Raw genomic sequence first — 21,791 nt, 5'->3', positions numbered from 1 at the left:
TGTCTATTTCAGTTATAGAACAACGGGTCATTCTATCAAATGACCACTTCAGTTTCACGTTTTATCGCCAGAGAATACAAGGTTTAATCGTGATTTGTAATCTAAAAAAGAAAAGCGCATCTCAAAAAGATGCGCTTCATTTTTTAATTGAGTTGTTTTCTGTTTACCCATAACGTTAAGCTAATAACAAATTGGCAGAAAATAAGTTCAACTATTATTGATTAACTGCGTCTTTTAAGCCTTTACCTGCACGAAATGCAGGAACTTTTGCAGCTTCAATTTGGATCTCTTTACCTGTTTGTGGGTTACGGCCTGTACGAGCAGCACGATCACGTACAGTGAAAGTACCGAAACCTACTAATGCTACATCATCACCTTTTTGTAAAGATTCAGTGATAGAAGCAACCAGAGCATCTACAACACGACCTGCTGCCGCTTTTGAGATATCTGCATTTGCAGCAATTTTGTCGATCAGTTGAGTTTTATTCACGCTTTCATCCCCATAATTTTATGCGTTATTTTTCACCATTAATGGCAAATTTTGCAAACGTCGTTATATCAAGCCTTTTTAGATATAGCAAGACCGATAAAACAGCATTTTTAATTAAAATCGCCATTAAATTAGCGACACAAAAAAAGGCTGGCAAGCTTTTATTACTTATCCAGCCTTTTTTTTAGCTATAATTTATGACTAACATCACTCTTTAGTGTGATTTATCAGTAATAACTTCCATGCCAAACGGCGAGTTTTGCAGGGCTAGCGATAAAACTTCCTCTATTGTTTTCACTGGGTGAATATCCAGATCAGCAACAATATTTTCAGGAATTTCTTCTAAATCACGTTTATTTTCATCAGGGATAAGAACTGTCTTAATTCCACCACGATGTGCAGCAAGTAACTTTTCTTTCAGTCCGCCAATTGGCAACACTTGCCCGCGTAACGTAATTTCACCCGTCATTGCAACATCAGAACGTACAGGGTTACCTGTTAGGCTTGATACCAATGCAGTACACATTGCGATACCTGCACTTGGACCATCTTTTGGTGTTGCGCCTTCAGGAACGTGTACGTGCATATCACGTTTTTCATAGAAATCGCCATTAATGCCCAGTTTATCAGCACGAGCACGAACTACCGTCATTGCCGCTTGGATAGACTCTTGCATCACTTCACCTAAAGAGCCGGTAAATGTTAGCTTACCCTTACCTGGTACACTTGCTGTTTCAATAGTCAGTAGATCACCACCCACTTCTGTCCATGCAAGTCCTGTTACCATACCTACTCGGTTTTCTGTATCAGCACGACCGTAGTCAACTTTACGAACACCTAAGTAGTCTTTGAGATTATCTTCGTTAATCTCAATATGCTTGATTGTGCTATCCATTAGCAGCTGTTTCACGGCTTTACGGCATAATTTAGAAATTTCACGTTCTAAACTACGTACACCTGCTTCACGCGTGTAATAACGAATAATGCCCATAATCGCGCTGTCATGGATTGTCAGCTCGCTTGGTTTTAACGCATTACGCTCAATCTGTTTTGGTAACAAATGTTGCTTAGCAATATTGAGTTTTTCGTCTTCGGTATAACCTGATAAACGAATAACTTCCATACGATCTAACAACGGTGCAGGTATATTCATGGAGTTAGATGTCGCCACAAACATAACATCAGACAGATCGTAATCAACTTCCAGATAATGATCATTAAATGCGATGTTTTGTTCTGGATCTAACACTTCTAACAGAGCAGAAGCTGGATCGCCTCGCATATCCGATGACATCTTATCAATTTCATCTAACAGGAAAAGTGGGTTTTTGACGCCAACTTTCGCCATTTTCTGAATCAATTTACCTGGCATAGAACCGATGTAAGTACGACGGTGACCACGGATTTCAGCTTCATCACGTACACCACCTAACGCCATACGAACATACTTACGGCCTGTTGCTTTAGCAATAGATTGACCCAGTGAGGTTTTACCTACTCCCGGAGGCCCTACCAAGCACAGGATTGGCCCTTTAATTTTGCTAACACGAGACTGAACCGCGAGGTATTCAAGGATACGCTCTTTAACACGTTCTAAACCGTAATGGTCAGTATCAAGAACTTCTTGTGCTTTCACTAAGTCTTTTTTAACTTTGCTACGGCTATTCCAAGGAACTTGAACCATCCAATCAATATAACTACGTACAACCGTGGCTTCTGCTGACATTGGCGACATCATTTTTAATTTCTGAAGTTCCGCTTCTGTCTTCTCTTTTGCCTCTTTTGGCATTTTAGCCGCATCGATTTTACGTTTCAGCGATTCCATTTCATCAGGTGCATCATCCATCTCACCTAATTCTTTTTGAATAGCTTTCATTTGTTCATTGAGATAATACTCTCGCTGACTCTTTTCCATCTGCTTTTTAACACGGTTACGAATCCGTTTTTCAACTTGTAGCAGATCGATTTCTGATTCCATCATCGCCATTAAATATTCAAGGCGTTCTGTCACATCAGACATTTCAAGCACAGCTTGCTTATCTTTTAATTTCAGCGGCATATGTGAAGCAATGGTGTCTGCTAATTTCGCTGATTCTTCGATAGCATGTAACGAGGTTAATACCTCTGGCGGAATTTTTTTATTCAGCTTGATATAACCTTCAAACTGATTAATCGTTGTACGATTTAAGACTTCTTGTTCACGCTCATCAACGGCTGGCGTTTCAAGGTATTCAGCTTTCGCCTGAAAGTATTCACCATTATCAGATAACGTCGTAATTTTGGCACGACGAATACCTTCAACAAGTACTTTTACTGTTCCATCAGGTAGTTTTAGCATCTGTAAAACAGACGCAACTGTACCAACAGAAAAAAGATCATTAACACCTGGTTCGTCAGTAGATGCATCTTTCTGCGCAACCAGCATAATTTGTTTGTTGTCGTTCATCGCGGCTTCTAAGCAATGAATAGATTTTTCACGACCAACGAACAACGGGATCACCATATGCGGATATACAACGACATCACGTAATGGCAATACAGGTATTTCAATACGTTCTGGACGCTCAGGATTCATAGAGCTCTCTCTTCGTTTTTAGCTTAACGCTTTTACAGGTAATTTTATTCGCATGTCACCAAATAAAATTAATTCCACGGATTGTCAAAATATATAAGGGCACTTTTCTGACATTCAATAGCATTACGCATTAAAAAAACAAAATGAGGGAAAATTCCCTCATTTTTATTGCGTTGGCACGCCTTATCTTAAATTTCCCTCTTATTTTTGAGAGAAAACGAGATAATGTCAGACAAAAGACACTGCCAAATTACGATGCATTATTCACCTGAAGCCTGATTTTCTGGCTGGCTATAAATAACCAGTGGCTCAGATTTTCCATTAATAACGCCTTCATCAATGACCACTTTTTCTGCATTTTCAAATGAAGGAAGGTCATACATCGTATCAAGTAATGCAGCTTCAACAATCGAACGTAAACCACGAGCACCCGTTTTACGTACCATGGCTTTTTTCGCGATTGCCGTCAGCGCTTCCTTACGGAATTCTAAATCCACACCTTCTAATTTAAATAATGCCTGATATTGCTTAGTCAATGCATTCTTAGGTTCTTGTAAGATTTGGATTAACGCTTCTTCGTTTAATTCGCCTAGCGTTGCAACAACAGGTAAACGACCAATAAATTCAGGGATAAGACCAAATTTAATCAGATCTTCTGGCTCAACTTGGGCTAATAATTCACCTTCGCTAGCTTTCTCTTTTTGGCTTTTAACTTCTGCACCAAAACCGATACCTGAGTGTGTATTTAAACGCTGTGCAACGACTTTATCGAGTCCTGCAAATGCACCACCACAAATAAAGAGGATCTTAGAAGTATCAACTTGTAAAAACTCTTGTTGTGGATGCTTACGTCCGCCTTGAGGAGGAACAGAGGCTACAGTGCCTTCAACTAATTTCAATAATGCTTGCTGTACACCTTCACCAGACACATCACGGGTGATTGATGGGTTTTCAGATTTACGCGTGATTTTGTCAATTTCATCAATATACACAATACCACGTTGTGCTTTTTGCACATCGTAATCGCATTTTTGTAGCAGTTTTTGAATGATGTTTTCAACATCTTCACCCACATACCCCGCTTCTGTCAGGGTTGTAGCATCTGCCATAGTAAAAGGAACATCAAGGTAGCGTGCTAATGTTTCTGCTAGTAACGTTTTACCGCTACCAGTGGGACCAATCAGCAAAATATTACTTTTCCCTAACTCAACACCATCGGCTTTATCGCCATTACGCAGACGTTTATAGTGGTTATAAACGGCAACAGCCAAAACTTTTTTAGCCAATTCCTGACCGATAACATAGTCATCAAGGTGCTTACGGATTTCATGCGGCGTTGGCAATTCACTGCGTTCATGATGAGGTGCCAGTTCTTTTATTTCCTCACGAATGATATCAACACAAAGATCGACACATTCATCACAGATATAAACCGACGGACCAGCGATCAATTTTTTTACTTCATGCTGGCTTTTACCGCAGAAAGAGCAATACAGAAGCTTCCCTGAGCTATCTTTGCGCTTATCTGTCATCAGTCAACCTCACTTAGTTATTCTTCTTATCATTTATAAGAAGAAAGTCTTTTTTACATAAATATTGATAGCCGTTTCCTTTGCGTGCGTTATTGACTAACAAAAGAAACGTATTAATTCAGTTGCTATTACAACGTGTAATAATTAGCTACGTTGAGTATAGACTTTATCCACTAATCCATATTCTAACGCTTCGTTAGCGGATAAGAAACGATCACGCTCAGTGTCTCTTTCTATTTCTTCAATAGATTTACCTGTATGTTGAGCCATTAGCTCATTCATACGAGATTTTACTTTCAAAATTTCTTGAGCATGAATTTGAATATCTGTTGCTTGACCTTGGTAACCACCTAATGGTTGGTGGATCATCACACGAGAGTTAGGTAAGCAAATACGTTTACCTTTCGCACCAGCAGATAATAAGAAGGCACCCATTGAACATGCCTGTCCCATACAAATTGTACTAACATCTGCTTTGATATACTGCATGGTGTCATAAATAGACATACCCGCAGTAATTACACCACCCGGTGAGTTAATATACAGGTTGATGTCTTTCTCTGGATTTTCAGCTTCTAAAAATAGCATTTGAGCAACGATAAGATTAGCCATGTGATCTTCAACTTGGCCAGTCAGGAAAATAATTCGTTCTTTTAATAAACGTGAGTAAATGTCGTAAGAACGCTCTCCTCGCGAAGTTTGCTCTATAACCATCGGCACCAGAGCCATATTAGGTGCGAATTGTTCCTGTGTGTCGTTAAATGACATGTCTGTCTCCTATTGCATTCTTATTGGTGCCAATGACAACAATTTTACTTGAGATAATTGATCATGACCATTTCTAATGATCTAATCTCTCACAAGACATTCAAGGCGCCTCGCGAGGAGTGATAAAGAGAATATAGAATTATCTGGAGATAATCGCTCAAATTTCAAGGCAAATTTGATAAATTTATATAAACTGAAAAAAACCCGTGGTAAAAACCACGGGTTTTTGCTTAAAACCAATATTCGCGGTTAAGAATTAACCCATTTGAACTTCGTTCATTAGTTCAGTGAAGTTAGTTTCTTTTTCAGTTACTTTAGCATTTGCTAAGATTTTTTCTACCGCTTGCTCTTCTAACGCAAGATTACGGATGTTGTTCATCAGTTGTTCGTTCTTATTGTAGAACTCAACAACTTCTGATGGATCTTCGTAAGCTGAAGCCATTTCATCGATCAGTGCATTCACACGATCGTCTTCTGCTTTCAGTTCATTACTATTGATCACTTCACCTAACAGTAATCCAACGATTACACGACGTTTAGCTTGTTCTTCGAACAGTTCACGTGGTAATTGCAGAGCTTGTTTCTCATCGCCACCAAAACGTTGAGCTGCTTGACGTTGCAGAACTTCAATTTCGCTGTCAACAGCAGCTGCGGGTACGTCAACTTCGTTTGCTTTAACTAAGCCATCAATAACTTGTGATTTAACACGAGTACGGATTGCATTTTTCAGTTCACGTTCCATGTTTTTACGTACTTCAGCACGTAAACCATCAACAGAACCATCAGCAATACCAAAACGTTTGATGAACTCTTCAGTTAATTCAGGCAGTTCACGCTCTTCAACTTTTTTCAGGTTGATAGCGAATTGTGCTTTTTTACCTTTCAGGTTTTCAGCGTGGTAATCTTCTGGGAAAGTCACATCAATTGTGAATTCTTCTCCAGCTTTATGACCGATAACGCCTTCTTCGAAACCTGGGATCATACGACCTTGACCCATTGCCAGTACGAAATCTTCAGCTTTTCCGCCTTCAAATTCTTCACCGTCAATAGAACCGTTGAAATCAACAGTTACGCGATCTTCTGCTGCGACTGCGCCGTCTTTGTCTTTCCACTCTGCTTGTTGCTTACGCAGTGTTTCTAACATGTTATCGACATCTTCGTCTTTAACAGTGACAACAGGTTTTACAACTTCAATGCTTTCCAGATCTTTCAGTTCGATTTCTGGGAAAACTTCGAATTCTACAGAGTAAACAAAGTCTTCACCTTCTTTGTATTGCTCTGGTTTGTAGTCAGGCGCACCAACTGGGTTTACTTTGTTTTCGATGATAGCGTTAATGAAATTACGCTGCATCATGTCACCCAGAACATCATTCAGTACTGACATACCGTAACGCTGTTTAACCATTGACATTGGAACGTGACCTTTACGGAAACCATCAATGCGAACAGTTTTAGCAGCTTTTTTCAGTTCACTGTCTACAGCAGTTTGGATATCAGCGGCTGGTACGGTGATTGTGACACGACGCCCTAGGCCTTGAGTCGTTTCAACAGAAACTTGCATCTTGTTACCTCAAAATAAGTTTTAGTGCTCGGTCTACTTTAAAGGAAACTAACATGATATTGACATGATTAGATTTATTTTCCTTTCAGAACCGGGGCCGCCACATTTAAAAAAACGAGGATCCCTGATATCAGAAGCATCCCGAAACCTTACTGAAAATTAGACGCGACATTATAACGATCTAGAGGGGTTGAGTCGAGAAAGAGCCGTTTTATTCCTCAATTTTTTCATAAAATCGAGCAACTCCCCCTTTTTTTTCGCTATAAAGAACAAAAAACACGCATCTTAGGATCTATTTACTCACGATTAACGATAAGGTTGCTAATCTTCTTGGCTTCCGCCACGGCACCCAGGAGAGCGTAATGCTTTATCCTGCTGTTCATTCCATTCACTTAACGTAAATGTGTGTAATGCTAATGCATGAACACCATTTTCCATTTCATGAGCTAATGTTTGGTACACGTCACGATGGCGCGAAACACTGCGTTTCTCATTAAAACCATCACTAACGATAATGACTTTGAAGTGGCTTTCAGAGCCTTCCGGTACATTATGGCGATGGCTTTCGTTTATTACTTGTAAAAAATGCGGTAAAAAGCGTGAAATCAGCTTATTCTCAATATCATCACGGATCATCTCTGCCCCTAATCCTCTAGCCTTTATACCATGGCGAATAAAAAATAAGTCCACCAGATTACCTTGATTGAGTCTTTATCAATACAAAATGATGGGCTTATTCTTTTTAATTTTACTGATGATAATCGCTTATTTTTCATCTTGAGTAAAACCATTGACCAAATATTGTCAAATACACAAGTAAAAATGAGAGTAATTTGAAATAAAATCAATTGATAAAATCAGATAATTTCGTTCGTTAAGGGGATATTAGCAGCCCATCAGCAGTGGTATGATAGGCTAAAGTTTAAAGCCTATTCTACTTATTAACACAACAGACTTATTTAACCGAGATTACCTCATGATTAAAAATTTACTCTGTGCTGTTTTTGCATTAACACTACTTTCAGGTTGTGCAACCCCTAGTAACAAATTATCTATTGAGCCAGTGATGTCAGTTCCTGCGGCCGACCCAACAATGCGCCCTATTTCACTGAATATTTCAAGTCAAGACAAACGCGCATCAAAGAGCTTAGCGGAAATCAACCGCAACGGTAAATTAGAAGTCCTAGTTCCAACTCGTGACATTGCATTTTTAATGCAAGAAGTTCTACAAAAACAAATGACAGCTCGTGGTTTTATGGTGGGTTCTCCGGCTTCTGCTGATGTCATTATTGTTATCAATAAACTCAATGCAGATGTTGGCGAAGGTAGTGTTCGCCATAATATCAGTGCAAAAGCGGATATTTCAGTTATCGTCACCCTACCAAATGGCAGCTCTAATACCAAAACATTCCGTACTAGCTACAATGTCCAAGGCCCATTTGGTGCAACTAATGAGAAAATTGCCGCCGCAATTAACAATGTCTTAAGTGAACTCGTTAGCGATATGGCAAAAGACGCCTCAGTCAGTCAATTTATCAAATCTAACGCACGTTAATTTTATTAGAATAAACGACCTGTTATCTCAAACAGGTCGTTGAAAGGAATTTTTGCATGGTTCAGCCTGCCTTCAAACAAACCACTTGGTATAAATCATTTATTCTTCTATTACTTGGCTTTACTTCAGGATTACCTCTAGCGTTAACAGCAGGCACACTACAAGCCTGGATGACAGTAGAAGATATTGATTTAAAAACCATTGGTTTTTTCTCACTGGTGGGACAAGCCTATGTTTTTAAATTCCTCTGGTCACCCTTTATGGATCGCTATACCCCCTCTTTTCTTGGCCGACGCCGAGGATGGATGTTACTCACTCAAATAGGGTTAGTACTTGGTATTGCAGGAATGGGATTTTTAAATCCTAATGATCATTTATGGTGGCTTGCTTCTTTAGCTGTCATTGTTGCTTTTTGTTCCGCTTCACAAGATATTGTTTTTGACGCCTATAAAACAGATATATTAAAAGCAGATGAGCGTGGTACAGGTGCTGCAGTTTCTGTCTTAGGTTATCGCATAGCCATGCTTGTTTCTGGAGGAATGGCGCTTTGGTTAGCTGATAAATATATTGGTTGGCAAAACATGTACTGGTTAATGGCCGCCTTAATGGGAGTTGGTATTATTGCCACGTTACTTGCCCAAGAGCCAGAAACCACTGTAAAGCCACCCCGTACACTCTATGAAGCCGTTATTGAACCTTTATATGAATTCTTCTCTCGTAATAATGCTTGGCTAATTTTACTGCTTATTGTGCTGTATAAAATGGGGGATGCCTTTGCCCTAAGTTTAAGTACCACTTTTCTTATTCGCGGTGCAGGATTCGATGCAGGTGAAGTAGGATTAGTGAATAAAACACTTGGGCTTGCAGCCACTATTATTGGGGCATTGCTAGGTGGTTTATTAATGCGCCGTTGGAGTTTATTTAAAGCACTGATGATTTTTGGTATTTTGCAAGGTGGTTCAAATATCGGTTATTGGTATTTAGCTATTTCTGAGCAAAGTATTTATAGCATGGGTGCGGTAGTTGCATTTGAAAATATCTGTGGAGGAATGGGAACCGCCGCATTCGTCGCCCTCTTAATGACACTTTGTCATCTCTCCTTTTCAGCAACACAATTTGCGTTGCTCTCTGCTCTCTCTGCAATTGGTCGTGTTTATGTTGGCCCAGTTGCAGGTTGGTATGTTGAAAGTCATGGTTGGGAAGCATTTTATCTTTTTTCTATCGTTGCTTCTGTACCCGGTCTTATTTTGCTGTTTGTTTCGAAGAACACACTGATTTATACGCAAAAAACGGGGGAATTCCTTAGAAGAACCTTGTTTATTAAACAGTACCGTTTTGCTATTTATGGTTTGATGCTAACGACTCTTTTCTTTATTTGTAGTTTAATTCTTGTTGTTACAAATTCACTACCAACATTAGAAATGTTCCAATCTGTCGATTTTATTCAATCAATAGATACTGATAGATTAAGCTCTTGGGCTTCAACACTCTTTTTATATGGTGTTATCGTTGGTGCGGTAAGCCTTGTCTTTGGCACAATCCTAGATTATTTAGCCCTTAAGAAAACAACACATTAGTTTTATTATTTTCTCAAGATATGAACCATAAAAAAGGACAGTTTAAACTGTCCTTTTTGTATTCTTATGTTATGGGTAAAAAAATTTATCTAAATAATCTTACTTTTACTGTTTTACCCTTAATTTTACCTTGTTGCAGCTGTTTCCAGACTTGTTTTGCAATAGATTGTTTCACAGCGACATAAGCATGTGTTGGATTAATCATAATTTTACCAATATCGGCACCATTGAAACCCATATCCCCCGTTAATGCCCCTAAAATATCACCAGGGCGCATCTTGGCTTTTTTACCACCATCAATACATAATGTAGCCATTGTTGCTTCAAGAGGCGTAATTTGTAGCCCAGTAGGTACTGGTAACCAATTTATCTTCATGTGAAGCATCTCTTCTAAAGCGTTAGCACGCTGAATTTCTTCTGGTGCGCAAAAGCTAATAGCCAATCCACTTTCCCCCGCTCTGGCTGTACGGCCAATTCGGTGAACATGCACCTCTGGATCCCATGATAATTCGTAGTTAATTACCATTTCTAACGCTTTAATATCAAGTCCACGAGCCGCTACATCTGTTGCGACTAATACACGACAACTTCCATTAGCAAAGCGAATAAGCGTTTGGTCACGCTCTCTTTGTTCCATATCACCATGTAAAGCCAGCACACTTTGGTTGCTTTCTGTCAGTGTTTCATACACATCTTGGCAATCGCGTTTTGTGTTACAAAACACGACACAAGAAGCTGGTTGCTCACGGCTTAAAAGTTTTTGTAGCAATCCTATTTTTCCATGACGAGATATTTCATAAAACTGCTGTTCAACAGCGGGAAGCTCATCAACAGAATTGATTTCAATAGTGACTGGGTTTTGCTGGATCTTACGACTAATTGTTGCGATCTCATTTGGCCAAGTTGCAGAAAACAGCAACGTTTGACGTGCCGTTGGCATACGAGAAATAATATCATTGATATCATCAAAAAATCCCATATCCAACATTCTGTCTGCTTCATCCAACACTAATGTTTTCACATCATCTAGGGTGACAGTCTCTTTTTTTAGGTGATCAAGCAATCTGCCCGGTGTTGCAACAATAATATGTGCAGCATGTATTAATGAATCACGCTGAATACTAAATGGAACACCCCCACACAGCGTTAATACTTTAATATTTGGAAGATAACGAGCAAGACGACGTAATTCATTTGCAACTTGATCAGCAAGTTCTCGCGTTGGACATAAAATAAGTGATTGGGTATTAAACTGTTTTGCATCAATATGTTGCAAAAGCCCCAAACCAAAAGCCGCAGTTTTACCGCTACCTGTTTTTGCCTGAGCGCGAACGTCTTTTCCTTCAAGAATAGCGGGCAAAGCAGCTTCTTGAACTGGCGTCATAGAGAGATAACCCAATTCATTAAGGTTAGCGAGTTGTTCAGCAGGAAGTGCGTTAAGTTCAGCAAATGAGGTCACAATAAAAATTCCAAGTAAGATAAAAACGAATATTGGCTAATGATACTATCCCTTGATCCCTGTGTCGTGAGGTATTTTTACGCGATTGATACCACATATTTTTCTTTCTTCTCCCACTTCCTTTTTTTCTTTGCCCAAAAAGCAGTTATTAAGCGCTTAATCCATTCAAAATAGCTCAAATAATAAAAATAAACTAAACAATGCTAAAATTCTCATTTTTAATTATCAATTTAATATTCTAGAAATAGACCTTATTTTCAATATCATAATCTGCAAATTGAAATTTTATAGGTTATAGTTTCAAAGCATATAAAAATATAAATTCACCGCAAAATTATTTCATTAAAATCAATTGAGATTAGTCATGATAAAAAAAACATTTTTATTAACCATCGCAAGTACACTTTCTTTATCAGCTCAAGCTAGCTATTTAGGTGGCTTCGCTGATATCAGCATCAATTATCTTGATTGGACGACTCACACAACACACAAAACAGGGCAATCTTCTCATAAAGATGATTTTGCCTATTTAGAACTTGAAGGTGGTGCCAATTTTTCATGGGGTGAATTTTACGGTTTTTTTGATTTGGAAAATCCATTTAATCCTCGAAAAACAGAGCCCGGTGATAATCAACGTTATACCGTTAAAGCAACAAGTCGCATTTACTTAGGCGAAAGTGATTTTAATTTATACGGGCATATTTACGGTACATGGTCACTCCCAGGTAAAGAAAACAATGGCAACTTCCATGAAGTTAATACACTTTATGGCTTAGGCTATAACACACAAATAGATAATTTATGGTTTAAACCATTTGTTGCACTTCATTATGTCGATCAAACCTACTATTCAGGAAATAATGGCTACGTCGTTGGCTGGGTTACTGGATATGATTTTTCGATTAGCGATCAAAAATTTAGCATTAGCAATTGGCATGAAATGGAATTTAACCGTCATCAGCGTTATGGCAATGGTGGGAAAAATGGATTTAATGGCGCTTTAGCTTTTTGGTGGCATCCAACAACCTCTATTACCACGGGTATTCAATATCGTTATGCTTATAAAAAGTTAGGCGAAGATTTTTTGCAAGACGGCATTGTATATAGCCTAAAATATAATTTTTGATCGCTAATTGTTAATTTTTATTACAGCGAAAGCATTTTTATTCGCTGTAACCTCTTTTTACCACTTAATGAAAAGTTTTCTCATTGGATATAAATATTCATCAAATAACTAATTACCCATATTAAAAATTACACAAACATCAAATATAGATATTAAACATTAAGATAAAAAGGATTTTACCTCTCAACTCTCCTCTGACCTCTTTTTTGTTACTTTTTTAATCACAATACGTTTTCTTACACTTTTTATTGCATTTTTATTTGTAAAAATATGTATTTATTTTAAAAACATGGTACTTTATGAAATTATAGTTAATACACAATAATTAAATTAACATTTATTTAATATTTTAATTACTTGTGATCACATTAACACAAAAGACCAACCAATCACTTACTTACCATTACAATTGTTTACACTGTCGCAACCTTACCGTAAAATGTCCTTACTGATACTGATGAAACAACAATAGAACCTTTGTCATTTGGGTCGTTGGATGAGACTTATGAAATACATAAAAAGTATTGGGACACTCTCGCTATTAGCAGCAGCGCTTCTCTTAAGTGGCTGTGATATGGCGTTAATGAATCCCAAAGGCGCTATCGGCGCTGAGCAAAAAACATTAATCCTCATTGCGCTTGGTTTAATGTTAATTGTTGTGATACCGGTCATACTGATGGTGATTGTTTTCGCTTTTCGCTACCGTGAATCCAATACTAAAGCCACCTATCGCCCAAACTGGGCTCACTCAAATAAAATTGAACTCGTCGTTTGGACAGTGCCAATTATCATCATTGTGATTTTGGCAAGCATTACATGGAAAACAACCCATGAGCTTGATCCTTACAAACCTTTAGAGTCCACAGAAAAACCTGTCACCATTGAAGTTGTTTCAATGGACTGGAAATGGTTATTTATCTATCCAGAACAAGGTATTGCAACAGTTAATGAACTGGCTTTCCCGACTAATGTTCCTGTTAATTTCAAAATCACTTCTGACTCTGTCATGAACTCATTCTTTATCCCTCGCTTAGGTGGACAAATCTATGCGATGGCAGGAATGCAAACTAAGTTGCACTTAATTGCTAATGAGCCTGGTGAATATCAAGGTATGTCAGCAAGTTATAGTGGACACGGTTTTTCTGATATGAAATTTACAGCGATTGCGACACCTGATCGTGCCGGTTTCGATGCGTGGGTTGAAAAAGTCAAACAATCGCCAGATACGTTAAATACGACCGCTGCATTTAATGAACTTGCTAAACCAAGCCAGAAAAATCCAGTGACCTACTATTCAAGCGTGAAGCCAATGTTATTCCAAGAAACCATTTCTAAATTTGGTCATACAGGTCATGGCGCTCACACAGGTGGCAATCAGACAGCACATGCTGATGCAACAATGAATATGAACATGAGCCATGCGGCGCATGCAGGAGCAGAGGAATAAAGGCATGTTCGGAAAATTAACTCTTGATGCAATCCCTCTACATGAACCAATTATCGTAGTGACTTTACTCGGTATTGTTCTTGGTGGACTTGCTATTGTTGGCGCACTAACTTATTTTCGTAAATGGAAATGGTTGTGGAGTGAATGGTTAACCAGCGTTGACCATAAAAAAATTGGTATTATGTATATCCTCGTTGCAATGGTCATGATGTTCCGTGGCTTTGCTGATGCGATTATGATGAGAAGCCAACAAGCTCTCGCCTCTGCTGGCGAAGCGGGTTTCTTACCACCTCATCACTATGATCAGATTTTTACCGCACACGGCGTTATCATGATTTTCTTCATGGCAACACCTTTCGTTGTGGGTCTGATGAACCTCGTTGTACCTTTACAAATTGGTGCCCGTGATGTGGCCTTCCCTTTCCTTAACTCACTGAGCTTCTGGTTCTTTGTAGTTGGTGTTGTACTCATCAACATCTCTTTAGGTATTGGTGAATTCGCACAAACAGGTTGGTTAGCTTATCCACCACTTTCGGGTTTGGAGTATAACCCAGGAGTCGGGGTAGATTATTGGATATGGAGTTTACAGATATCCGGTATTGGTACACTGCTAACAGGGGTTAACTTCTTCGCGACTATTCTGCGTATGCGTGCGCCGGGTATGAGCATGATGAAAATGCCAGTATTCTCTTGGGCGGCTTTATGTACTAACGTCCTAATTATTGCTGCATTCCCAATTTTAACCGTTACTATTACGCTATTAACTTTAGACCGCTATCTTGGTACGCACTTCTTTACCAATGATATGGGCGGTAACATGATGATGTACATCAACCTTGTATGGGCTTGGGGTCATCCAGAAGTTTATATCCTTGTTCTACCCGTATTTGGTGTGTTCTCTGAAGTAACAGCAACATTCTCTAAAAAACGGTTATTCGGTTATACCTCTTTAGTTGGTGCGACTGTCGTTATTACCGTGTTGTCGTTTATTGTTTGGTTACACCACTTCTTTACTATGGGCTCTGGCGCCAACGTCAATGCCTTCTTCGGTATCGCCACGATGATCATCGCTATTCCAACAGGAGTTAAAATCTTTAACTGGCTGTTTACGATGTATCAAGGCCGTATCGAATATAAAAGCCCAATGCTATGGACTATCGGTTTCCTGATTACCTTCTCTGTTGGGGGGATGACAGGGGTTCTGTTAGCCGTTCCGGGTGCAAACTTCGTTTTACATAACAGCTTATTCTTAATTGCTCACTTCCATAACGTTATTATCGGTGGTGTGGTATTTGGCTGTTTCGCAGGTATGACTTACTGGTTCCCTAAAGCATTCGGTTTCACACTGAATGAGAAATGGGGTATCCGTGCATTCTGGTTCTGGTTTATCGGCTTCTTTATGGCCTTTATGCCACTGTACATTCTTGGCTTTATGGGTATGACTCGTCGTATTAGCCAAAATATCAACCCAGAATTCCATCCAATGCTGATGGTTGCAGCGGGTGGTGCGGCACTAATCGCTATCGGTATCGCTTGTCAAGTTGTCCAAATCTACGTAAGTATCCGTGACCGTGATCAAAACCGTGACTTAACGGGAGATCCATGGGGCGGACGTACACTGGAATGGTCTATTTCTTCACCCGCTCCGTTCTATAACTTTGCTGTTGAACCTCACGTTCAAACTCGTGATGAGTGGTGGGATCAGAAAGAAAAAGGCACAGCTTATCAACGTCCAACCAAATACGAACCAATCCATATGCCTAAAAATACAGGCGCAGGTGTGATTATTTCAGCGTTCAGCTTAGTGCTTGGTTTTGCCATGATCTGGCACATCTGGTGGTTAGCTATCGTTGGTTTCGCTGGCATGATTGTCACTTGGATCGTGAAAAGCTTTGATACAGATGTGGATTACTATGTCCAAGTACCTGAAATTGAAGCTCTCGAGAATAAGCATTATGAAGAACTGAAAAAAGCAGGTGTGAAATAATGTCTACTCAAACTGTAAATAACACAAACGCCCATGAACATCATGGGCACCACGATGCAGGAGCGACGAAAGTTTTCGGCTTCTGGATCTATCTAATGAGCGACCTTATCCTGTTTGCCAGCTTATTCGCCACTTATGCGGTGCTTGTTAACGGGATTGCAGATGGTCCTTCAGGTAAAGAGATTTTTAGCTTACCGTTTGTTTTAGTTGAAACCTTCTTACTGCTATTTAGTAGTATCACTTTCGGTTTCGCTATGCTGAGCATGAATAAAGGTAGCGTTAGCCAAGTAAATCTGTGGTTATTTGTTACTTTCTTATTCGGCTTAGGTTTCGTCATCATGGAAGTTTACGAATTCCATGAACTAATCGCAGAAGGTTATGGCCCAGATCGCAGTGCATTCTTATCAGCATTTTTTGCATTAGTTTCAACGCACGGTCTTCACGTAACGGCGGGTTTAATCTGGATTGTTATTATGATGATCCAAGTATCACGCCGTGGTTTAACTGAAGTTAACCGTACTCGTTTAAGCTGTTTAAGTCTGTTCTGGCACTTCCTTGACGTTGTCTGGATCTGTGTGTTCACCGTAGTTTATCTGATGGGAGTGATGTAATGAGTCATCCAAATACTTCTCCTTCAGGCGCAAGCCACGGCAGCATGAAGTCTTATCTAATCGGCTTTATCCTGTCTGTTATCCTCACCGTTATTCCATTTTGGATGGTGATGGAAGGAACAGCGACACCAGCAACAATTCTCTGGACTGTTGTCGGTATGGCAGTTGTGCAGATTGTGGTTCACTTAGTCTGCTTCTTGCATATGAATACGTCATCAGAAGAGCGCTGGAACGTCGTCGCATTCCTGTTCACACTGCTTATTATCGGCATTGTTGTCGTAGGCTCGTTGTGGATTATGTACAACCTGAACATCAATATGATGATGGATTAAGAGTTGTCGCTATGATTAAGCAATACCTACAAGTCACCAAACCAGGAATTATTTTCGGAAATTTAATTTCTGTAATAGGTGGTTTTCTGCTCGCTTCTAAAGGTGAGATTGATTACTCCCTATTTTTCGCGACTCTACTTGGGGTGTCTCTGGTCGTTGCTTCTGGTTGTGTTTTTAACAACTATATTGACCGTGATATTGACCGTATCATGGAAAGAACGAAGAATCGCCCATTAGTTAAAGGATTAATTGACCCTCGAATTAGCCTGATTTATGCCTCAGTATTAGGTATTGCAGGTGTTGTGCTGCTCTATGTAGCAGCCAACCCGCTTGCAATGTTTATCGCTGTATTCGGTTTTATCATTTATGTTGGGGTTTATAGCCTCTATATGAAGCGTAAGTCTGTTTATGGCACACTGATTGGAAGTTTATCTGGCTCTGCACCCCCTGTTATCGGTTATTGTGCCGTTAGCGGTGAATTTGATGCAGGCGCGGCAATCCTATTACTTATCTTTAGTTTATGGCAAATGCCTCACTCTTATGCTATTGCTATTTTCCGTTTTAAAGACTACCAAGCTGCAAATATCCCGGTATTACCTGTAATTAAAGGGATCTCCGTCGCTAAACGTCATATCATTCTCTATATTCTGGCGTTTATGATTGCAACCTTAATGCTGACATTAGTTGGTTACGCAGGCTATAAATATTTGATTGTAGCTTCAGCCGTTAGTATTTGGTGGTTAGGCATGGCTTTATCTGGTTATAAAGCAACTAATGATATTGTGTGGGCACGAAAATTATTTATTTTTTCTATCGTCGCAATCACTTCATTAAGCGTAATGATGTCTGTTGATCCAACAAGCTCAACAGAAGCGGTTTTTGCATATCTAAGATAATGTATTTACAAACGTACCCCAAATACCAGTCAGCCTTCTGACTGGTATTTTTTTATCTCCGTTATGACTTCACGTGATATCAGCACAGTTTTGTCTTTTTTATATCCCATTTATTGATTAACCTCGCCAAGATTTGCCATTACAATAGGAGGTATCAGTAATACGAGGTAATCCATGAATGATAATAAAATGACCCCATTAGAGCGCAAAGCGACATGGGGACTAGGCACTGTTTTTTCTCTTCGCATGCTTGGCATGTTTATGGTGCTCCCAGTTTTAACCACCTATGGGCTTCAACTACAACACGCAACAGAATCTCTCATTGGATTAGCCATCGGTATTTATGGATTAACACAAGCTATATTCCAAATTCCTTTTGGTATTTTCTCTGATAAATTGGGTCGAAAACCGATGATAGTTTTTGGCTTAATTATTTTTATTATTGGTAGTCTGATTGCGGCTCTCAGTGACAATATCTATGGCATTATTATTGGTCGAGCATTACAAGGTGCTGGCGCTATCTCAGCAGCAGTAATGGCTTTATTGTCAGATTTAACACGAGAACAAAATAGAACAAAAGCCATGGCCTTTATTGGTATTAGCTTTGGGATAACGTTCGCTTTAGCCTTAGTTTTAGGACCTATTTTAACGCATATTTTTGGCTTGCATGGCCTGTTTTGGGGAATTGCCCTACTTGCCTTTGGTGGCATTATTATTACGCTTTTTACTGTACCGAATAGCGATCACGCTATTCTTAATCGAGAGTCAGGTTTTGTTCGTGGTAGTGTAAAAAAGGTTTTATTTGATGCACAGCTTCTTAAACTTAATATAGGCATCTTTTCACTGCATACTTTATTAATGGCTGCATTTGTTGCACTTCCTCTGGTTATGAGTAGCGCCGGTTTAGCAAAAGAGAATCATTGGATTGTTTATCTAGTCACCATGCTGATTGCCTTTATTACTGTACTTCCTTTTATTATCTATGCGGAAAAGAAACGAAAGATGAAACAAGTTTTCTTATTCTGTATTTCCTTACTTATTCTGGCTCAAGCCATTCTTATTATTTCAGACACTAGCTTATGGTTAATTATTGCAGGTGTTCAAGTTTTCTTTATTGGATTTAATATTATGGAAGCTCTTCTTCCTTCATTAATCAGTAAAGAGGCACCAGCAGGTTATAAAGGTACAGCAATGGGAATTTATTCCACCAGCCAATTTTTAGGTGTGGCATTAGGTGGAATTTTAGGCGGATGGCTTTACCAACATTATAGTGCACAAATTGTATTTTTAGGTTGTTTCGTGATTGGCCTTATTTGGTTCTTCATTAGCTTAACATTACGTCAACCCTCTTATGTCAGTAGCTTACGCGTTGAATTGCCTAAAAACCTATCTTCAAGCCAACAACAGAAACTACAACAATTATTTAAGCAACAACCTGGTGTTAATGAAGTTATGATGATGGCAAATGAGCAAAGTGCTTATATTAAAGTTGATACTAAACAGACGCCGAGAGCAACATTAGAGTCTCTGATCCCTTTAGTTTAAAGATCGATAATTTGACGGGATAAAATAAAAATGCGCTGGTTTAACAGCGCATTTTTATATGACTCAATAGATAAACAATTAGTCACGAAAATTATTAAATTGGAATGGCTGTCCTAACTCACCTTCTCTAACTAATTTCATTACGGCTTGTAAGTCATCACGCGATTTGCCTGTAACACGGACTTGCTCACCTTGAATTTGAGCCTGAACTTTTAATTTACTGTCTTTGATCAACTTAACAATTTTTTTTGCTAAGGCAGTATCAATACCTTGTTTTAACGTGGCTTCTACGCTGTACATTTTTCCACTGTGAGTCATCTCTTCAGGGATATTTAATACCGCACCATCAATCCCTCTTTTTGCCATTTTCTCACGTAGAATATCTAATAATTGTTGAACCTGAAATTCAGATACACTAGTCGTTTTCACTGACTCTGCTTTTTCGTTTAATTCAAAGCTTGCTTCAACGTTACGAAAATCCCAGCGAGTAGTCAGTTCACGTTGCGCGTTTTCTACCGCATTACGCACTTCATGTAAGTCAACTTCAGATACGATATCAAAAGATGGCATTCTTTCTTCCTCAATAAATAAATACAACCCGAATAATAGCTTCTTTTAGAGTTGCAAAAAAGCATTGCACATTCAATAACAAATTTATCCCTTTCATTTCCTCTTATAGTAAAGCGCAAACATACATTAAACAGGAAAGTGTAATCAATGTTATAATTTTAGCTTAATAGTCTAATAAGCGTCAGTAGCCATCTTGCGCTATTACGATTTGCAAAAAGAGGCACAATGAAAATTACCGTTTTAGGGTGTGGTTCAATTGGTAAACTTTGGGTTGCAGCTTTAACACTTCAGTCTCATGAAGTACAAGGTTGGCTAAGAGTGCCACAACCTTTTTTAGATGTAAGTGTTGATAACATTAATGGTGAGCCTTTTTATCAGCGTATTCCCGCAAATCAACTTGAATGGTTAAAACAAAGCGAATTATTAATTGTTTGCTTAAAATCTTGGCAAGTATCAGATGCTGTTAATGCACTATTACCTTATCTTTCTGCACAATGCCCCATTTTACTCATTCATAATGGTATGGGTACAGCCGATGAATTAACAGCAACACAGCACCCCATTATCAGACCTATATTACAAGGCATTATTACTCATGGTGCTTATCAACAAGGGCAAGATGTTATTCATACAGCAACAGGAATAACACATATAGGTCCATTTAATCATGCGGCTCAACAATATAGCTATTTAGCAGAAACCTTGCACCACGCATTGCCCGATGTCGCTTGGCATAATGATATCCATACAATTAGTTGGCTAAAACTTGCAGTTAATTGTGTTATCAATCCGCTTACCGTTTATTATCAATGCCGTAATGGAGATTTATTGCGTTACCCTGAGCATATTCAAAAAGTATGCGACGAAGTTTATCAAGTGATGGAACGTGAAGGCGTCGTACCAACGTCTCAAGCTCATCTTCATGGCTATATTATTGATACCATAGAACAAACTGCAAATAATTATTCTTCTATGTATCAAGATGTGAAATATCAACGCCATACAGAGATTGACTATATTACGGGTTATTTATTACGTCGAGCTTCAGAACAAGGGCTTGTATTGCCAGAAAATAACCGCCTTTTTCAATTTATTAAACAACAGGAAGGCAATTATGACCATATCAGCGCTCATCTGCCTAGCTAATGGAAGCGAAGAAACCGAAGTCGTTACTACCGTAGATTTGCTGGTAAGGGCTGGGATTCATGTCGTACTTGCAAGTGCAGAAGATGATGTTGATGAACTGATAATTACATGTTCACGAGGCATAAAACTTGTCGCAGATGCCCCTTTAGTTCGTGTTGTCGATCATCACTATGACGTTATTATTCTACCCGGTGGATTACAAGGCACTGAAACCTTAAGGGATAGCCCTTTAGTGGTTGAAAAAGTGCGTCGTATGCACAGTGAAAATAAACTTGTTGCCGCTATCTGTGCTGCCCCAGCAATGATCCTTGAGTCTCACAATATTTTTCCCGTCGGCAACATGACTGGTTTTCCTGCATTAAAAGATAAAATATCACCGAAAAAATGGGTTGATTATCGAGTCTATTTTGATGAAAGAGTTAACTTAATTACTAGCCAAGCACCCGCAACATCTATCGATTTTGCACTAAAAATTATCGAACGCTTAAAAGGTAAAGAAGTCGCCGCTGATGTTGCCAAACAACTGGTATTGCCACCTGGTATTTATAATTACCGAGATGAGTTTACTGGATTTGGGGATAGATAGATAACAAAAGCCACTATATTGAGCAGTC

At 39.0% G+C, this 21,791-nt stretch carries 19 protein-coding genes; 11 read left to right on the top strand and 8 right to left on the bottom strand.

The genetic code is table 11. The features are described 5' to 3' along the window. Positions 1-214: 214 nt before the first annotated feature. The 6 genes from hupB to bolA form a co-directional block, all read right to left on the bottom strand. Entirely contained in the window at positions 215-490 is a 276-nt protein-coding gene (gene hupB / locus QSH13_RS15095) for a nucleoid-associated protein HU-beta (RefSeq protein WP_036911695.1), read from the bottom strand. Positions 491-704: 214 nt separating this feature from the next. Continuing rightward, on the bottom strand, positions 705-3,065 hold the full coding sequence (gene lon / locus QSH13_RS15090) for an endopeptidase La (protein ID WP_109397176.1): 2,361 nt from the start codon (positions 3,063-3,065) through the stop codon (positions 705-707). Between the two features lie 260 nt (positions 3,066-3,325). After that, positions 3,326-4,597 (bottom strand): ATP-dependent protease ATP-binding subunit ClpX, encoded by a 1,272-nt coding sequence (gene clpX / locus QSH13_RS15085; RefSeq protein ID WP_109397175.1) that lies wholly within the window; start codon positions 4,595-4,597, stop codon positions 3,326-3,328. Between the two features lie 144 nt (positions 4,598-4,741). Continuing rightward, positions 4,742-5,365, bottom strand: a complete 624-nt coding sequence (gene clpP, locus QSH13_RS15080) for an ATP-dependent Clp endopeptidase proteolytic subunit ClpP (protein WP_004245088.1) — start codon at positions 5,363-5,365, stop codon at positions 4,742-4,744. A 256-nt stretch (positions 5,366-5,621) separates the two neighbouring features. Then, positions 5,622-6,926, bottom strand: a complete 1,305-nt coding sequence (gene tig / locus QSH13_RS15075; protein WP_109397174.1) for a trigger factor — start codon at positions 6,924-6,926, stop codon at positions 5,622-5,624. A gap of 321 nt (positions 6,927-7,247) precedes the next feature. Next, positions 7,248-7,562 (bottom strand): transcriptional regulator BolA, encoded by a 315-nt coding sequence (gene bolA / locus QSH13_RS15070; RefSeq protein ID WP_286039347.1) that lies wholly within the window; start codon positions 7,560-7,562, stop codon positions 7,248-7,250. Positions 7,563-7,902: 340 nt separating this feature from the next. On the opposite strand from bolA, the gene QSH13_RS15065 reads away from it, so the two are divergent. Both QSH13_RS15065 and ampG read left to right on the top strand, forming a co-directional pair. Further along, on the top strand, positions 7,903-8,481 hold the full coding sequence (locus tag QSH13_RS15065; RefSeq protein WP_109397172.1) for a YajG family lipoprotein: 579 nt from the start codon (positions 7,903-7,905) through the stop codon (positions 8,479-8,481). A gap of 56 nt (positions 8,482-8,537) precedes the next feature. Beyond that, positions 8,538-10,058 (top strand): muropeptide MFS transporter AmpG, encoded by a 1,521-nt coding sequence (gene ampG, locus QSH13_RS15060; RefSeq protein WP_196543913.1) that lies wholly within the window; start codon positions 8,538-8,540, stop codon positions 10,056-10,058. Positions 10,059-10,143: 85 nt separating this feature from the next. Here the strand turns inward: ampG and dbpA are convergent, their stop codons facing one another. After that, positions 10,144-11,517 carry an ATP-dependent RNA helicase DbpA gene (gene dbpA / locus QSH13_RS15055; protein WP_109397170.1) on the bottom strand — a complete coding sequence of 458 codons (1,374 nt, stop codon included), beginning with the start codon at positions 11,515-11,517 and terminating at the stop codon, positions 10,144-10,146. Between the two features lie 364 nt (positions 11,518-11,881). Between dbpA and QSH13_RS15050 the strand changes: the two genes are divergently transcribed. The 7 genes from QSH13_RS15050 to QSH13_RS15020 all read left to right on the top strand — a co-directional run bounded on the left by QSH13_RS15050 (position 11,882) and on the right by QSH13_RS15020 (position 19,461). Then, positions 11,882-12,643: a nucleoside-specific channel-forming Tsx family protein gene (locus QSH13_RS15050; RefSeq protein ID WP_286039338.1), complete on the top strand. Its 762-nt coding sequence runs from the start codon at positions 11,882-11,884 to the stop codon at positions 12,641-12,643. A 496-nt stretch (positions 12,644-13,139) separates the two neighbouring features. Next, positions 13,140-14,090, top strand: coding sequence for a cytochrome o ubiquinol oxidase subunit II (cyoA, locus tag QSH13_RS15045; protein ID WP_006535098.1), 951 nt, complete (start codon positions 13,140-13,142; stop codon positions 14,088-14,090). A gap of 4 nt (positions 14,091-14,094) precedes the next feature. Then, positions 14,095-16,077, top strand: coding sequence for a cytochrome o ubiquinol oxidase subunit I (cyoB, locus tag QSH13_RS15040; RefSeq protein ID WP_109397168.1), 1,983 nt, complete (start codon positions 14,095-14,097; stop codon positions 16,075-16,077). Beyond that, entirely contained in the window at positions 16,077-16,688 is a 612-nt protein-coding gene (locus QSH13_RS15035) for a cytochrome o ubiquinol oxidase subunit III (RefSeq protein ID WP_072063673.1), read from the top strand. The genes cyoB and QSH13_RS15035 overlap by 1 nt, the downstream gene beginning before the upstream one ends. Beyond that, positions 16,688-17,020, top strand: coding sequence for a cytochrome o ubiquinol oxidase subunit IV (locus tag QSH13_RS15030; RefSeq protein ID WP_006535101.1), 333 nt, complete (start codon positions 16,688-16,690; stop codon positions 17,018-17,020). The genes QSH13_RS15035 and QSH13_RS15030 overlap by 1 nt, the downstream gene beginning before the upstream one ends. Before the next feature lie 11 nt (positions 17,021-17,031). Further along, positions 17,032-17,916, top strand: a complete 885-nt coding sequence (gene cyoE / locus QSH13_RS15025; protein ID WP_109397167.1) for a heme o synthase — start codon at positions 17,032-17,034, stop codon at positions 17,914-17,916. A 174-nt stretch (positions 17,917-18,090) separates the two neighbouring features. Beyond that, the gene (locus QSH13_RS15020) at positions 18,091-19,461 is read left to right on the top strand and encodes an MFS transporter (protein WP_286039337.1); all 1,371 of its coding nucleotides are present in this window, start codon (positions 18,091-18,093) and stop codon (positions 19,459-19,461) included. A 78-nt stretch (positions 19,462-19,539) separates the two neighbouring features. Here QSH13_RS15020 and QSH13_RS15015 read toward each other — a convergent pair whose 3' ends face one another. Then, positions 19,540-20,031 (bottom strand): YajQ family cyclic di-GMP-binding protein, encoded by a 492-nt coding sequence (locus QSH13_RS15015; protein WP_072063676.1) that lies wholly within the window; start codon positions 20,029-20,031, stop codon positions 19,540-19,542. A gap of 225 nt (positions 20,032-20,256) precedes the next feature. Between QSH13_RS15015 and panE the strand changes: the two genes are divergently transcribed. Together panE and yajL are read left to right on the top strand one after the other, a co-directional pair. Continuing rightward, positions 20,257-21,177, top strand: coding sequence for a 2-dehydropantoate 2-reductase (gene panE / locus QSH13_RS15010; protein ID WP_109397165.1), 921 nt, complete (start codon positions 20,257-20,259; stop codon positions 21,175-21,177). Further along, on the top strand, positions 21,146-21,763 hold the full coding sequence (yajL, locus tag QSH13_RS15005) for a protein deglycase YajL (protein ID WP_109397164.1): 618 nt from the start codon (positions 21,146-21,148) through the stop codon (positions 21,761-21,763). Before panE ends, yajL begins: the two co-directional genes overlap by 32 nt. The last annotated feature ends 28 nt before the right edge of the window (positions 21,764-21,791 follow it).

The organism is Proteus faecis, from assembly GCF_030286765.1.
GTDB lineage: Bacteria > Pseudomonadota > Gammaproteobacteria > Enterobacterales > Enterobacteriaceae > Proteus > Proteus faecis.
This window is presented reverse-complemented; position numbering and strand designations above follow the sequence as displayed.